Source organism: Mycobacterium sp. NGS67, from assembly GCF_059812185.1.
Window position 1 is genome coordinate 45,259 of record NZ_JCALCF010000027.1, and the last position, 14,968, is coordinate 60,226.

A 14,968-nucleotide genomic window follows, 5' to 3' on the forward strand; every position below is an offset into this window, starting at 1 on the left:
ATCCATCCTTCAGCGCGTGGTGTCTAGTTTGCCATGCGATTGCCGCCACCCTGCGGCGATAGTGTCGGTGTGATGTCCGTGGGTATGTCCGGCCGTGTCCGAAATGCCCGTGGATGTGTCGGAAATGTCGGCACATGTCTCTCGCAACGTCCGTGATGTCCACGTGAACTGAATCCAGCGCCGGACCGGCGTCAACATCTCACGAAAGGACTAGTAGGACAATGCGTTTGAGAATCGATACGTCTGGAACTCGTTTTATCGTCACCCGCGCTCCGGAGCCACGGCTGAACTTCGAAACCGGCGCCCCGAAAGTCGACACCGCCACCGGGATGCCGATGTACGCCACCCAGGTCCTCGCGCTGGATGACTCCGGCGGCGAAGTACTCAATGTCACCGTGGCAGGAGACCCCAAAGTTACAGTCACGCAGTCTATTTCGGTGGTTGGTCTGGTGGCCATCCCGTGGGCCCAAGGTGATCGCAGCGGGGTGGCGTTCCGCGCTGATGCCCTCACCCCCGCCACCGCCAGTGGTGCTGCGCCGAGTGAGCAGACACGCCCGCAGAAGTAACCCCAAGCGGGTGTGGGGTGCGGTGAACCGATCACCGCACCCCGCCACCCCGGGCATTGCTGTTGACCACACGCTCACGGAGGGCATCTCTCATGACATCGAACAATAAGAACACCACCAACAGTGGATCAGGCGATGACGACTGGTTCGGAGAACTGGTCATGTCGCTGTTCACCGCAGCCGGGTATGTGCTCTGGTGGGCGGTGCTGTTCCCGGCGATCAACGTGCCCATCATCGCCAGCCTCGTGCTTGCCATCAGCCACGGCCCACGCGTGGGCCTGATCTGCGCGATCGTGTGCAGTGCCGGGTATGCGGGCTGGGCCTGGCTCCAACCGGGGTCATTTCGCGCCTGGGTGACCGAACCGGTACGGCGGCGCTGGCTCACGTGGTCGCGCTACACCCGCACCTGGGAATCGACCTGCACCTTGCACGGCCTGACGGCCACACTCGGCGGCCGCACCCTCACTCCCACCCTGCGCACGGTGACAATCGGTAAAACCACCGATGTGCTGGCGGTGCGCATCGTCACCGGCCAGTCCGTGGCAGATTGGCATAAACAGTCCGACGCGCTGGCCGCCGCGTGGCGCGCCGACCGCATCAGCATCACCGCCACCTCGCCTGGCGAACTGCGCATCACTTTAATGCGGGCAGACGTGCTCGCTGAACCGATCGTCCTGCCCATGCCCGCCCCGGCAACCCCGGTGGACCTGGCGCTGGTGCGGGTCGGGATCACCGAAACGCGGCATTGGTGGCAAGTGCCGCTGCTCGGTCACCATGTGCTGATCGCCGGGGCAACCGGCGCAGGTAAAGGCTCAGTGCTGTGGTCGTTGATCGCCGGCATCGCCCCCGCGGTGAAGACCGGACTGGTGCGGTTATGTGTCATCGACCCCAAAGGTGGCATGGAACTCGGTGCCGGAGCACCCCTGTTCACCGTGTTCACCCACGACGCCACCGACACCACCCTGGAGCTGCTACGCCAGCTCGTCACGGTGATGCACGCCCGGGCGAATCGTCTGCGCGGCCACACCCGACTACACACTCCCACGACGTCGGAGCCGTTGTTCGTGGTAGTGATCGATGAAATCGCAGCACTGAGTGCGTATGTGACCGACCGCAAGGTCCGCACCGAAATCGAACAACTCCTGGGCCTCCTGCTCTCGCAAGGCCGCGCAGTCGGCATCAGCGTCGTCGCCGCGGTGCAAGACCCCGCCAAAGACACCCTGCCGTTAAGGCAGCTGTTCACGGTGCGGATCGGGTTGCGCCTGACTGAAGCCACCCAAACCACTATGGTCCTGGGACAGGGAGCACGCGATGCCGGCGCCGAATGTGACCGCATCCCCGACGCGACACCGGGTGTTGGCTACATGATGGTTGACGGCACCGCCTACGCCCAGCGGGTGCGGGCCTTCCACGTCACCGACCACGACATCACCGCGCTGGCCACTCGGTTCCGCCGACCCCCGAGCCGACCGAACAAGACCCACCAGCCACACAACACCGATACCGGGCACACCGTGGGTGAGGGCAGCGGTGAATAGCTCCATGACATCGGCGCAGCTTGCCCTGCCGGGTGTTCCGGATACAGTTGATACCACCCGAGTGGTCGAGCAGATGGTGCGCCGGGCCGCGTCGATGGGATACCAATCCTGGTGGCGACGAGCAGAATCCGTCGGATTCTGCGCTCACCCCATCCAGCTGATCGGTACCGATGAGTACGGGCGTCAGCGGGTGGTGTGGACGCGGTGCAACAACCGTCGCGCCCACATTTGCCCGTCGTGTTCAGATCTCTACGCCCGCGACACCTGGCAACTCGTGCACGCCGGCGCTGCGGGAGGCCACCACGGCATGCCCACCGCGGTGGGCGATCATCCGCAAGTTTTCCTCACCCTGACTGCCCCCAGCTTCGGGGCCGTCCACACCGCCACGACGTCGGGGGACAAGAAAGCGCAGGTATGCCGAGACCAGCACCGGATCGGCGGCTACCGCCGCTGCCCGCATGGAAAACAATTGTGGTGCAGCATGTCCCATGATCATGGCGACGAGCGGGTCGGTCAGCCGCTCTGTCCGGAGTGCTACGACTATGCCGGGCATGTCCTGTTCGCCTGGCATCTTCCCGAACTGTGGCGACGCTTCACCATCACCATGCGGCGCACCCTCCGCAAAGAACTGAAAGCCACCGGTGTGGATCCGGATGCGGTGCGGGTGAGCTTCATCAAAATCGTCGAACTGCAAGCCCGCGCCATCCCACACATCCACGCCCTGATCCGCCTGGACCCCCAAGACGACCCCGATCAGACCGATTGGGAATCACCCATCGGTGCAGTCGAACTCGCCACCATCATCCAACACGCCGCCCGCACCGTCACGCTCACCATCGACGATCCGACCGCTGATACCGATGCGCGGACGATGCGTTTCGGCACACAGATCGACACCCAACCCCTCGCCGCATCCGCAAAACCAGTGAAAAGTGCTCCACCAGAACCAGAACCAGAACCAGGGTCAGGCTCAGGACGGTCCATGTCTGGCCGGCTGGTGGCACGCTATCTCGCCAAGTATGTCACCAAATCCTTGGTAGACCTCGGAATCAGCGCGCGCCGCCTATCTACGGAAGCCATACCCGACCTGGACGTGTCAGAGCATGTGCGGACCATCCTGACCACCATCAGCGATCTCGCGGACAAAGGACTGTCCGGCATCGGGCGGTGGTTGCACACCCTCGGATTCCGCGGCCACATCACCAGCAAATCCCGCCGTTATTCCACTACCATGACCGTGCTGCGCGAACAGCGCGCCATTTGGACGCGTGAAGAACGCTTGAAAAGCACTGCATACCAATACGATCCCAACTGTGACTTCGCCGGTCGCGATGATCTGGTGGCGTGGGAGTTCGAACGTGCCGGCCTCGGCAGCCTCGGCGATCGCAGTCTCGTCTATTCCGCGGCCCTCCAACGCATCCACTCCCGCCTCATCGGACTGGTAGAAGCACGTCGCCAAGCCCACAACGAACAATGGGATCCGCTAGGGGCAAGCGATGGCTGAAAGATGCCCGACTACGACACATGCTCGCTCCGAGTGTGACGTTCGAGTCGATGCTCCGAACATGTCAGAGGGAGGTGTTGAAATTGACCTGCCGAACCGGTATCGGCTCCCGCGCGAGGCCAACCGCGCGCTGGTAAACGTCATACTGGCTATGCGGGACCGGACGCCTAGATCAGGGAGGGGAGTGGCATGAGCCTCAGGTTCGCCTTCTATGGCCGAGTGAGTACCGAGGACGCCCAAGATCCGGAGGCGAGCCGCAGCTGGCAGAAACGTCGTGCCATCGATCTGATCAGTCCGCATGGCGGCGTCCTCGCCGCCGACTACTTCGATATAGGCCAGAGCCGGTCGCTTCCCTGGAAACGCAGGCCGGAGGCTTCACGTCTGCTCGCAGATGTCACTTCTCGTGGCCGTGGCTTCGATGCCGTCGTGATCGGGGAACCTGCTCGCGCGTTCTACGGACCGCAATTTGCGCTCACCTTCCCGGTGCTCACGCACTACGGGGTCGGCCTATGGGTGCCTGAAGTTGGCGGAGCGGTTGATCCCGGATCCGAGGCACACGACCTCGTGATGACGCTCTTTGGCGGAATGAGCAAGGGAGAACGTGCGCGAATCCAGATGCGCGTGCGTACCGCGATGTCGGCACTCGCGCAGGACACAACCAGATACCTCGGCGGTCGCCCACCGTACGGTTATCAACTCGTCGATGCCGGCCCGCACCCAAACCCCGCCAAGGCAAGTCTTGGGCAGCGTCTTCACCGCCTGGAGCCTGACCCCGAGACCGCCCCGACCGTCGAGCGGATCTATCGCATGTATGCCGATGGTGCTGGCTTGCGCTTCATCGCACAGCAGCTCACCGACGATGGAGTGCCATCACCGAGCCAATACGACCCGGCACGGAACCGGCATCGTGACCCACGTGGATGGTCCCATTCGGCGATCCGCGCCATTCTCGACAACCCTGCGTACCGCGGTATCCGTGTCTGGGGCAAGCAGGAGAAGTATGAGGTCCTTTTGAACCCCGATGATGTCGCCGCGGGATATGAGACTCGCATGCGGTGGCGCGATCGGGCCGACTGGATCGCACCCGATCGACGCACGCACGAAGAGCTGATCCCTGATGAGCTGGCGCAGGCTGTTCGTCTCCGGATGCAGGCGCGGCGTGGTCCCGGTCGCGTGTGCAGCAGAGAATCGACAGTGCCGTATGCGCTGCGTGGGCTGCTGTTCTGCGCCGCATGTGGACGGCGAATGCAGGGCGCCGCCCGGCCGGGGAAGCAAACAACGCGGATCCTCTACCGTTGTGAGTTCGGCAAGTCACGTTCTGTACCTGTGGACCTGAGTGATCATCCGCGCACCGTCTATCTCCGCGAAGACGCAGTGACAGCGCGACTCGACGAATGGATCGCCACTCTGGCCGATCCAGAAGACCTCGCACGCGGGCAAGACGTGGACCCGGCGGCCGGACCTGGCTACGCCGCCTTGCAGCGCCAGCTGAGCGAGGCGAATGCCAAAGTGGCTGCCTTGATCACCGCCGTGGAGTCTGGCGTGGCCGTTGAGGATCTAACTGCTGCGTTGCGTCAACGTACCGCCGAGCGCGACGAGCTGAGGGCACGCGTTGAGCGAGTGGAGCGGCCCCGCGCCATGTGTGCCGCCGAGATCAGTGAGTTAGTTAAGGAGTTAGGCGGACTGTCGGTCATCCTCGGCGCGGCAACCGGAGCTGAGCGCGCCGAGGTGTACGCAAGCTTGGGCCTGCGTCTCGACTACGACCCGCATCTTCGGCGAGTCACGGCGACTGCCGACCTGAGTCGTGTCGCCGGATGTGTCCGAGGGGGGACTTGAACCCCCACGCCCATTAGTAGGGCACTAGCACCTCAAGCTAGCGCGTCTGCCATTCCGCCACTCGGACCAGACCAACAGAGTTGGCAGCTAAGGCTATCGGATCGGCGGGCGACCGCCCAATCGGCCCGGCCCGGGTCGCGGCCGCCGGTGTAGTGGTAGGAAAGGTGACTGTGACCCTTCCTCGGTCGGACAGCGTTTTCGGCGACGACGTGGCCGAGGTGGTCAGCAGGTTGATCCGGTTCGACACCAGCAACACCGGCGAACTGGAGACCACCAAGGGCGAGGCGGAGTGCGCCCGCTGGATCGCCGAGCAACTTGCCGAAGTCGGCTACCAGCCCGAATACGTCGAATCCGGTGCGCCCGGCCGCGGCAACGTCTTCGCCCGGCTACCCGGCGCTGACCCATCCCGCGGCGCCCTGATGATCCACGGCCACCTGGATGTGGTGCCGGCCGAACCGGCCGAATGGAGCGTGCACCCGTTCTCCGGAGCCATCGAGGACGGCTACGTCTGGGGCCGCGGCGCGGTCGACATGAAGGACATGGTGGGCATGACCCTGGTGCTGGCCCGGCACCTGCGCCGCGCGGGCATCGTGCCGCCCCGCGATCTGGTTTTCGCGTTCCTGGCCGACGAGGAAAACGGCGGCAAATACGGGGGACAGTGGTTGGTCGACAACCGCCCCGATCTGTTCGCCGGGGTCACCGAAGCCATCGGTGAAGTCGGCGGCTTCTCGTTGACCGTGCCGCGCCGCGACGGCGGCGAGCGCCGCCTGTATCTGATCGAGACCGCGGAGAAGGGCATTCAGTGGATGCGGCTGACCGCGCGGGGCCGGGCCGGGCACGGGTCGATGGTGCACGACCACAACGCGGTCACCGTTCTCGCCGAGGCCGTCGCCCGGCTCGGTCGTCACCAGTTCCCGCTGGTGGTCACCGACACCGTCGCTCAGTTCCTGGCTGCGGTCAGTGAGGAGACCGGCCTGAGCCTCGACGTCAACTCGCCTGACTTGGACGGGGTGATCGACAAGCTGGGACCGATGGCCCGCATGCTCAAGGCCGTGCTGCACGACACCGCCAACCCCACCATGCTCAAAGCCGGGTACAAAGCGAACGTGGTGCCCGCGACGGCGGAAGCGGTGATCGACTGCCGGGTGCTGCCCGGGCGACAGGCCGCTTTCGAGGCCGAGGTTGACGCCCTGCTCGGACCCGACGTGACCCGCGAGTGGATCCGCAGCCTGGATTCCTACGAGACCTCTTTCGACGGCGATCTGGTCGACGCGATGAACGCCGCGGTGCTCGCCGTCGACCCGGACGGGCGCACGGTGCCCTATATGCTTTCCGGCGGCACCGATGCAAAAGCCTTCGCGCGGTTGGGAATTCGCTGCTTCGGGTTCAGCCCGCTGCGATTGCCGCCGGAGCTGGATTTCTCGTCGCTGTTCCATGGGGTCGACGAGCGGGTACCCATCGAAGCGCTGCGGTTCGGCACGCAGGTGCTGGCCCACTTTCTCACCCACTGCTGATCACACGAGAGGACAGACCATGAGTGTGCCCAACCCCTACGATGCGCTGCCCGACCTGCCGTCGTTCACGTTGACCTCGGAGTCGATCACCGACGGGCAGTCGCTGTCCAATGCACAGGTCAGCGGGATCATGGGGGCCGGCGGCGACGACGAGAGCCCGCAGCTGAGCTGGTCGGGTTTCCCCGACGAGACGCGTAGCTTCGCGGTCACCGTCTACGACCCCGACGCCCCGACCGCGTCCGGGTTCTGGCACTGGGCGGTGGCCAACCTGCCCGCCGACGTCACCGAGCTGCCGGCCGGCGCCGGCGACGGCAGCGATCTGCCGGGTGGGGCCCTGACGCTGGCCAACGACGCCGGGCAGCGGCGTTACATCGGCGCGGCACCCCCTGAAGGACACGGCCCGCACCGCTACTACGTCGCCGTGCATGCGGTGGACGTCGACAAACTGGATCTGCCCGAGGACGCCACACCGGCATACCTGGGCTTCAACCTGTTCCAGCACGCGATCGCCCGCGCCGTCATCCACGCCACCTACGAGCAGACTTAAGGCGCCGGGGCAGCCGGATGCTCGCCTGCGTGCTCGTCCTGCCCGGCGGCATGATCCGCAGTGAGCAGGCTTACCGATGGTGGCAGCCGGCGGGCCTGCGGGCAGCTGCCTTGGCGCACGCGTTACGTCGCCGGTTGGGGCCCGACGTCAAAGTCGTCAGCGTCCGCTATCGGCTGCGTGGGTGGAACAGCCCACGGCAGGACCCGGTTCGCGACGCGCAGGCAGTGCTGGACCGGGTGCGGGCCCGGTATGAGCCCAAACACGTTGCACTGGTGGGACATTCGATGGGTGGACGGGTGGCGGCGCACCTCGCCGCCCACAATGACATCGACGTCCTGGTGGCGCTGGCACCGTGGTGGTACGGCGACAAGGGCGACCTGATCCCGGTCGGTACCCGGCTGCTGGTCATTCACGGCACCGCCGACACCCGCACTGATCCGGACGTCTCCCGCATTCAGACCGAGCGTGCGCGGCAGCGTGGGGTGGACGCGCAGTGGGTGGGCATCAAGGGCGTTGGTCACCACATGGTCCGTCGGTGGCGCGAATGGCACAGTCGCACTGCCGATTTCATTGCCGAGAGCCTCGCTGCGCCGAGCGGCTCCGCCTGACGTCAGACGGCCGTGCCGACTGCCGCACTGAGCGAATCGAACCCGCCGTCATGCAACCGTCGGGCGATCCCGTCGTGAATCTCCTTGGCCCACAGCCCTCCGCCGTAGACGAAGCCGGTGTAGCCCTGCAGCAGTGAGGCACCCGCGGTGATGCGCTCCCAAGCGTCGTCGGCGGTCTCGATGCCGCCCACGCTGATCAGCGTCAACCGATCCCCGACGCGGCGATACAGCCGACGCAGCACCGCCACGGCGCGCCGCGCCACCGGCGGCCCGGAAATGCCGCCGGCGCCCAACTCGTCGACCCTCGGCGTGCGCAGTCCGTCCCGCGACACCGTGGTGTTGGTGGCCACGATGCCGGCCAGGTCCAATTCCACTGCCAGATCGGCGATTTCGTCGACGTCAGAGTCGGAGAGGTCCGGTGCGATCTTGACCAGGACCGGGGTGCCGGATGCTTCGGCCAGGACCCCGGACAGGATCGGCCGCAGCGACTCGACCGCCTGTAGATCGCGCAGTCCCGGAGTGTTGGGGGAGCTGACGTTCACCACCAGATAGGAGGCCAGCGGTGCCAACAACCGGGCGCTGGCCCGGTAGTCCTCGACGGCCTCCTCAGCCGGGGTGTTCTTGGTCTTGCCGATGTTGACTCCCAGCGGCACCTCGGGCACGTGCTGGGCGAGTCGCGCGGCCAGCGCTCCGGCACCGTGGTTGTTGAAGCCCATCCGGTTGAGCAGCGCGCGATCGTCGGGTAGCCGGAACAGCCGAGGCGGCGGGTTGCCGGGTTGGGCGTGGGCGGTGACGGTGCCGATCTCGGCATAGCCGAAACCCATTGCGCCCCAGACGGAAAGGCCGGTCCCGTCCTTGTCGAATCCGGCCGCCAGCCCGAGCGGTGCCGGGAACCGCACCCCGAACACCGTGCTGGCCAGGATCGGGTCTGTGGGACCCAGCCGTCGGCTCAGCGCCCGGCGGGCCGGCGCCCCCGCAGTGGCACCGCGCAGCGCGGCGAATACCAGGGTGTGCACCCGTTCCGCGGGCACCATGAACAGCAGGTTTCGCAGTAGGCCGTACAGCTGATGACGCTCGGCGAGCGGTTCGGTGACCGTCATGGTTCGGGCTGATCGGACATGCGGGTCTTCTTGCGGCGCAACAGAACTCGTCTACTACCGTCGGTGTAGAGCCGCACCCGGGTCAGCTCCCAGCCGCGGTACTCCGCCTCGATCGACAGCCGGGTGGAGGCGCTGAGCCGGGTGACGTCCGGAGGCAGACGCAGCGGCGCCCACTCGTATTCGTCGGACATGTCGGCTTCCCAGCCCGCCGGCAGGCGACTCCAGCGCGGCGCGGTCACTGCTTGCCCGCCGCGTGCTCGATCACCTGAACCCCGGCACCCGAACCCGACACCACGTAAAGCGTGTCCGAGGCTTCGTCGAAGGCCAGCGCGTTGGGTTGCTGCACGGTTGGGTATCGCACCTTTTCCACGGGTATTCCGGTGCTCAGATCGTAACCAACGACGACGTTGGACGCCGTCTGGGACACCCACGCGAGCTCCCGGGATCCGGCGAGTCCGTACGGGGCCTGCCGGACCGGGAAAGCCTGCCGCAAGATCAGCGGGTCGACCCCGTAGACCAGCAGCTGGCCGCCGCGGGTGTCCGCGACCAACACCCGGCCGTAGGGATCGGAGGCCAGCGTGGTCGCACCCTCACCCGCGCGCAGCGCCTGTTCGGCCCGCCCGTCGGCTCCGATCGTCGTCACCGACGTCTGACCGCGGTCCAGCACGACTGTCGTATTGCCTTGCGTCACAAGAGCATCGACCCGTGCGAAGATCTTGTTGCGACTGGCCACCGAGTTGTCCGTGGCCAGCGTGTACACCGCGCCGTCGGCGCTGCCCAGTACCAGTTTGCCGTCGGCGCGCCGGGCGATCGCGGTGAAGTCCACGCCCTGCGCAACCGTCACCGGGGTGCTCGCGCCGCGCGCCACGTCCACCGTCAGGAAGCCACCTGCGGTCGCCAGGTAGACGGTTCCGCGTCCGTCGCCGGTCAGCGACGTCGCGGGCGCCGGCAGAGTGAGGACACGCGGTGCGGACTGCGGACCCAGCACGGTGAGAGTGGCAGGTGCGCCCGCCTCGGGGCCGGGGGACAGCACCACCAACTGGCGGGTTCCGCCGTCGAAGAACGCCTCCTGCGCTCGCCCATCGATGGGTCGCACCGCGCCGGGCGGAGGCTGCTGGGCGGGCGGTGCGACTGCCGGCCGGGCGGGTTCGATGGTCGGTGGCGGCGCGACCAGCGGATTCGAGGAACACCCGGTCGCGAGCAGCAGCAAAGCCGTCAGGGCCACCACGCACTGATGGAACCGCTTACGACACTTCAACAGCAAATCTGCGCTCCAGACCCTTCAGTGGCACATAGAAAACTCTAAGGAACGCTATCGCGCTCAATTTGGCCATGTTGGCTGATTAGAAACCCGCCGGAGAGGTATTCTCACGCCATGACCGTCATCGTCGACCGGCATATCGCAAACAACGAGTTTGCTATCGAAGACATGTGCGCGGGAATTTTCGCCAGCGGCTACGGACAAGTCGGAGATGGGCGCAGTTTTTCCTTCCATATCGAACATCACTCGCTGGTCGTCGAAGTTTACCGGCCGCGGTTGTCGGGCCCCGTTCCGCAAGACGAAGACGTGGTCGCCCGCGCCGTACACAGCATCCGCTACATCGACCTCACCGACGAGCGCAGCCTAGCTGCCGCCGTGCGCGACTCGGTCGCCCACGCGGTGCCCGTCTCACGCTGAACCAGTTCCTGACCGACCGGGTACGGTCGTCGTCGTGTCTGCGGTCGCGCCGATGTCCTGGGGGCAAGTCGTCGTCTTGTCCGTGGTGCAGGGCCTGACCGAATTCCTGCCGGTCTCCTCATCCGGGCACCTGGCGATCGTCTCGCGCATCTTCTTCCGAGGTGACGCCGGCGCGTCGTTCACCGCGGTCAGCCAGCTCGGCACCGAGGCCGCGGTGCTGGTGTACTTCGCCCGCGACATCGTGCGGATCCTCCGGGCGTGGTTCAACGGTCTGGTGGTGAAGTCCCAGCGCAACGCCGACTACCGGCTCGGCTGGTACGTCATCATCGGCACCATTCCGATCTGCGTGCTGGGACTGCTGTTCAAAGACGTGATCCGATCCGGAGTGCGCAACCTGTGGGTGGTCGCCACGGCGCTGGTGGTGTTCTCCGCGGTGATCGCGCTGGCCGAGTACATCGGCCGGCAGACCCGCGACATCGAGCAACTCAACTGGCGTGACGCCGTCGTCGTCGGCGCCGCGCAATGTCTGGCCCTGGTTCCCGGCGTCTCGCGGTCCGGAGCGACCATCAGCGCCGGACTGTTCCTCGGTCTGGAACGCGAACTGGCCGCCCGGTTCGGCTTCCTGCTGGCCATCCCGGCGGTATTCGCTTCCGGGTTGTTCTCGCTGCCGGACGCCTTTCATCCGGTCACCGAAGGGATGAGCGCGACCGGTCCGCAGTTGCTGGTGTCGACGCTGATCGCGTTCGGTATCGGACTGGCCGCGGTCTCGTGGTTCCTGCGTTTCCTGGTGCGGCACAACATGTATTGGTTCGTGGGCTACCGGGTGCTGGCCGGCGCGGTCGTGCTGCTCCTGCTGGCCGGCGGGACGGTCGCCGCGACATGACCGTCCTGCTGCTGCGCCACGGCCGGTCCACGTCCAACACCGCGGGCGTGTTGGCCGGCCGCTCCGAGGGCGTCGACCTCGACGACAAGGGACGCGAGCAGGCCGCCGGAATCATCGACCGCATCGGTGACCTGCCGATCCGGGCGGTGGTCACCTCCCCGCTGCTGCGCTGTCGTCGCACCGTGGCCCCCCTGGCCGAGGCGCTGTGCCTGGAACCTGTGGTCGAGGACCGCATCGCCGAGGTCGACTACGGCGAATGGACCGGCCGCAAACTGGGCGATTTGGTCAAGGAACCGCTGTGGCGGGTGGTCCAGGCTCATCCGAGCGCGGCAGTCTTTCCCGGCGGCGAAGGACTGGCGCAGGTCCAGGCCCGCGCGGTGGCCGCCGTCCGGGAGCACGACCAGCGGCTGGCCGAACAGCACGGCGGCGACGCGCTGTGGATCGCCTGCACCCACGGCGACGTCATCAAGGCGGTGATCGCCGACGCCTACGGCATGCACCTGGACAGCTTCCAGCGGGTCAACGCCGACCCCGCCTCGGTGAGCGTGGTGCGCTACACCCCGCTGCGACCGTTCGTGCTGCACGTCAACCACACCGGCGCGCGCCTGACGGCCGGGCTGCGCGCTGCGCCACCGGCTCAGCCCGAAGAAAAGACCCCAGCCGCTCCCGACGGCGAGGTGCCTTCCGGGGACGCCGTCGTCGGCGGCTCCACCGGTTAGAACCGCCTGCGCGTGGGGATACGAAGCGCACAGCGACAACGTCTGCACGGTATTTTGAAAGAGCCATGGCCCGCGCAATTCACGTCTTCCGCACACCCGACCGTTTCGTGGCCGGGACCGTCGGGCAGCCCGGAAATCGCACGTTCTACATCCAGGCCGCACACGACTCCCGGGTGGTCTCGGTGGTTTTGGAGAAGCAGCAGGTCGCGGTGCTGGCCGAACGCATCGGCGCCCTGCTGCTCGAAGTCAACCGCCGTTTCGGCACTCCGGTGCCGCCCGAACCCACCGAAGTCGACGACCTGAACCCGTTGATCATGCCGGTTGACGCCGAGTTCCGGGTGGGGACGATGGGGCTGGGTTGGGATTCCGAGGCGCAGACCGTGGTGGTCGAGTTGTTGGCCGTCACGGACGCCGAGTTCGATGCCTCAGTGGTGCTCGACGACACCGACGAAGGGCCCGACGCGGTGCGGGTGTTCCTGACACCTGAGTCCGCTCGACAGTTCGCGACCCGGTCCAACCGCGTCATCTCGGCCGGCCGTCCGCCGTGCCCGCTGTGCGACGAACCGCTGGATCCCGAGGGACACATCTGCGCACGCACCAACGGCTACCGGCGCGACGCGCTCTTCGGGTCCACCGATGAACCCGAGGAATGACGAAAATACGGTGTTGCGCGACGGCGAGCTGACCGTCCTGGGTCGGATCCGCTCGGCGAGCAACGCCACTTTTCTCTGCGAGGCATCGTCGGGCGCCCAGACCGTCCACTGTGTGTACAAGCCGGTCACCGGCGAGCAACCGCTGTGGGACTTTCCCGACGGCACCCTGGCCGGACGCGAGCTCGGCGCGTACCTGGTGTCAGAGTCGTTGGGCTGGAACATCGTGCCGTACACCATCATTCGCGACGGCCCCGCCGGTCCCGGGATGTTGCAGCGGTGGGTGCAGCAACCCGGCGACGCGGCCGACTCCGACCCGCCGGCAGACCCCGACCTGGTGGACCTGTTTCCTGCCCGCAAGCCGCAACCGGGATATCTGCCGGTGCTGCGCGCCTACGACTACGCCGGCGACGAGGTCGTCCTGATGCACGCCGACGACACCCGACTGCGCCGGATGGCGGTGTTCGACATCCTGGTCAACAACGCCGACCGCAAGGGCGGCCACATCCTGTACGGCCTGGACGGCAACGTCTACGGCGTCGACCACGGGGTGAGCCTGCACGTGCAGGACAAGCTGCGCACCGTGCTGTGGGGTTGGGCCGGCAAGCCGATCGACGACGAGACCCTGGAAGCCGTCGCCGGATTGGTCGGCGCGCTGCGCGGCCCGCTGGCCGAACAGCTGCGTGGCCGGATCACCAGCGCGGAGATCGCCGCGCTGACCCGGCGCGCGCACGCGCTGCTCGACGATCCCGTCATGCCCGGACCCAATCGGCACCGCCCGATTCCGTGGCCGGCGTTCTGAACGGCGATACTGGGTCGGTGAATTCGGCCGCTGGTGAGCTGACCGACGCTGCGCTGGCCGCCGACCTGGCCGCGGATGCCGGGGAGTTGCTGCTCGCGGTCCGCGACGAGGTCGGATTCGACTATCCGTGGGAGCTCGGCGACGCCGGCGATCGGCGCGCCAACTCGCTGATCCTGAAACGCCTGGCGGTCGAGCGCCCCGGCGACGCGGTTCTCAGTGAGGAAGCTCACGACGACCTGAACCGGCTCAAGTGCGACCGGGTGTGGATCATCGACCCGCTGGACGGCACCCGCGAGTTCTCCACCCGCGGCCGCGACGACTGGGCGGTGCACATCGCGCTGTGGCAACGTACCAATGGGGGCCCCGGCAACGGGCCAACTCAGATCACCGACGCCGCAGTGTCACTGCCGGCCCGCGGCAACGTCGTGTACCGCAGCGACACCGTCACTTCCGACGCGGCGCCCGTCGGCGTCCCGGGCGTCATCCGGGTCGCCGCGAGCGCCACCCGGCCGCCCGCCATCTTGTACCGGATGCGGCAGCTCATCGACATCGAACTGGTCCGGATCGGCTCGGCCGGAGCCAAGGCGATGGCGGTGGTCGACGGGATCGCCGACGCCTACGTGCACGCCGGCGGTCAGTGGGAATGGGACTCGGCCGCGCCGGCGGGTGTGGTGCTGGCCGCCGGGATGCACGCGTCGCGCCTGGACGGCTCGCCGTTGCTGTACAACCAGCTGGACCCCTACCTGCCCGACCTGCTCATGTGCCGGAAGGACGTGGCGCCGATCCTGCTGGACGCCATTCGTCAGGCGTGGTGGTGAGTCGGCGTCGGTCGTCGGCGGCTTGAGTGTGAAGCTGTGGCGTTGCGGGTGTAACCAGGGCGGAGATTGGCGATTTTTTCCGCCCAGGCTGCACGCTCAAAACCCAGGCTTCACACCCAAAGCCGAGACTTCACACCCAAAGCCCAGGCTTCACAGCCAAAGCATTCGCCTGCGCTACGCCCTCGGGTGTCGAACCGAGTGCCCG

At 66.7% G+C, this 14,968-nt stretch carries 16 protein-coding genes and 1 tRNA gene; 13 read left to right on the forward strand and 4 right to left on the reverse strand.

The window, feature by feature from the left end; genetic code table 11:
* Positions 1–221: 221 nt before the first annotated feature.
* The 4 genes from AC5Y4D_RS21495 (at position 222) to AC5Y4D_RS21510 (ending at position 5,444) form a co-directional block, all read left to right on the forward strand.
* Complete coding sequence (locus AC5Y4D_RS21495; RefSeq protein ID WP_011560561.1) at positions 222–566, forward strand: SCO3933 family regulatory protein; 345 nt, start codon at positions 222–224, stop codon at positions 564–566.
* Between the two features lie 92 nt (positions 567–658).
* Positions 659–2,104, forward strand: a complete 1,446-nt coding sequence (locus tag AC5Y4D_RS21500; protein WP_017205322.1) for an FtsK/SpoIIIE domain-containing protein — start codon at positions 659–661, stop codon at positions 2,102–2,104.
* 4 nt (positions 2,105–2,108) lie between these two features.
* On the forward strand, positions 2,109–3,608 hold the full coding sequence (locus tag AC5Y4D_RS21505; protein ID WP_011560559.1) for a replication initiator: 1,500 nt from the start codon (positions 2,109–2,111) through the stop codon (positions 3,606–3,608).
* 189 nt (positions 3,609–3,797) lie between these two features.
* Positions 3,798–5,444 (forward strand): recombinase family protein, encoded by a 1,647-nt coding sequence (locus AC5Y4D_RS21510; protein ID WP_011560558.1) that lies wholly within the window; start codon positions 3,798–3,800, stop codon positions 5,442–5,444.
* Here the strand turns inward: AC5Y4D_RS21510 and AC5Y4D_RS21515 are convergent.
* Positions 5,426–5,511 (reverse strand) — tRNA-Leu (locus AC5Y4D_RS21515). The genes AC5Y4D_RS21510 and AC5Y4D_RS21515 overlap by 19 nt on opposite strands.
* Positions 5,512–5,614: 103 nt before the next feature.
* Between AC5Y4D_RS21515 and AC5Y4D_RS21520 the strand changes: the two genes are divergently transcribed.
* Genes AC5Y4D_RS21520 through AC5Y4D_RS21530 form a run of 3 tightly spaced genes read left to right on the forward strand, consistent with a single transcriptional unit; the run spans position 5,615 to position 8,113 of the window.
* On the forward strand, positions 5,615–6,958 hold the full coding sequence (locus tag AC5Y4D_RS21520; protein WP_500038165.1) for a M20/M25/M40 family metallo-hydrolase: 1,344 nt from the start codon (positions 5,615–5,617) through the stop codon (positions 6,956–6,958).
* Between the two features lie 19 nt (positions 6,959–6,977).
* Complete coding sequence (locus tag AC5Y4D_RS21525) at positions 6,978–7,505, forward strand: YbhB/YbcL family Raf kinase inhibitor-like protein (RefSeq protein ID WP_499945044.1); 528 nt, start codon at positions 6,978–6,980, stop codon at positions 7,503–7,505.
* Positions 7,506–7,534: 29 nt separating this feature from the next.
* Positions 7,535–8,113, forward strand: a complete 579-nt coding sequence (locus AC5Y4D_RS21530; protein WP_500038166.1) for an alpha/beta fold hydrolase — start codon at positions 7,535–7,537, stop codon at positions 8,111–8,113.
* A gap of 2 nt (positions 8,114–8,115) precedes the next feature.
* Here AC5Y4D_RS21530 and AC5Y4D_RS21535 read toward each other — a convergent pair whose 3' ends face one another.
* Genes AC5Y4D_RS21535 through AC5Y4D_RS21545 form a run of 3 tightly spaced genes read right to left on the reverse strand, consistent with a single transcriptional unit; the run spans position 8,116 to position 10,477 of the window.
* Positions 8,116–9,177, reverse strand: a complete 1,062-nt coding sequence (locus AC5Y4D_RS21535) for a quinone-dependent dihydroorotate dehydrogenase (protein ID WP_500038173.1) — start codon at positions 9,175–9,177, stop codon at positions 8,116–8,118.
* A gap of 32 nt (positions 9,178–9,209) precedes the next feature.
* Complete coding sequence (locus AC5Y4D_RS21540) at positions 9,210–9,452, reverse strand: DUF5703 family protein (RefSeq protein ID WP_499945048.1); 243 nt, start codon at positions 9,450–9,452, stop codon at positions 9,210–9,212.
* Positions 9,449–10,477 carry a YncE family protein gene (locus AC5Y4D_RS21545; RefSeq protein WP_500038167.1) on the reverse strand — a complete coding sequence of 343 codons (1,029 nt, stop codon included), beginning with the start codon at positions 10,475–10,477 and terminating at the stop codon, positions 9,449–9,451. The genes AC5Y4D_RS21540 and AC5Y4D_RS21545 overlap by 4 nt, the downstream gene beginning before the upstream one ends.
* Positions 10,478–10,588: 111 nt before the next feature.
* On the opposite strand from AC5Y4D_RS21545, the gene AC5Y4D_RS21550 reads away from it, so the two are divergent.
* The 6 genes from AC5Y4D_RS21550 (at position 10,589) to AC5Y4D_RS21575 (ending at position 14,763) form a co-directional block, all read left to right on the forward strand.
* The gene (locus AC5Y4D_RS21550) at positions 10,589–10,891 is read left to right on the forward strand and encodes a hypothetical protein (protein WP_499945051.1); all 303 of its coding nucleotides are present in this window, start codon (positions 10,589–10,591) and stop codon (positions 10,889–10,891) included.
* Positions 10,892–10,943: 52 nt separating this feature from the next.
* Positions 10,944–11,774 carry an undecaprenyl-diphosphate phosphatase gene (locus AC5Y4D_RS21555; protein ID WP_500038174.1) on the forward strand — a complete coding sequence of 277 codons (831 nt, stop codon included), beginning with the start codon at positions 10,944–10,946 and terminating at the stop codon, positions 11,772–11,774.
* Positions 11,771–12,493 (forward strand): histidine phosphatase family protein, encoded by a 723-nt coding sequence (locus AC5Y4D_RS21560; RefSeq protein WP_499991070.1) that lies wholly within the window; start codon positions 11,771–11,773, stop codon positions 12,491–12,493. Before AC5Y4D_RS21555 ends, AC5Y4D_RS21560 begins: the two co-directional genes overlap by 4 nt.
* A 65-nt stretch (positions 12,494–12,558) precedes the next feature.
* Positions 12,559–13,146 (forward strand): DUF3090 domain-containing protein, encoded by a 588-nt coding sequence (locus tag AC5Y4D_RS21565; protein ID WP_499945054.1) that lies wholly within the window; start codon positions 12,559–12,561, stop codon positions 13,144–13,146.
* The gene (locus AC5Y4D_RS21570) at positions 13,130–13,945 is read left to right on the forward strand and encodes an SCO1664 family protein (protein WP_499991072.1); all 816 of its coding nucleotides are present in this window, start codon (positions 13,130–13,132) and stop codon (positions 13,943–13,945) included. The genes AC5Y4D_RS21565 and AC5Y4D_RS21570 overlap by 17 nt, the downstream gene beginning before the upstream one ends.
* 17 nt (positions 13,946–13,962) lie before the next feature.
* Positions 13,963–14,763, forward strand: a complete 801-nt coding sequence (locus tag AC5Y4D_RS21575; protein ID WP_499945058.1) for a 3'(2'),5'-bisphosphate nucleotidase CysQ — start codon at positions 13,963–13,965, stop codon at positions 14,761–14,763.
* The last annotated feature ends 205 nt before the right edge of the window (positions 14,764–14,968 follow it).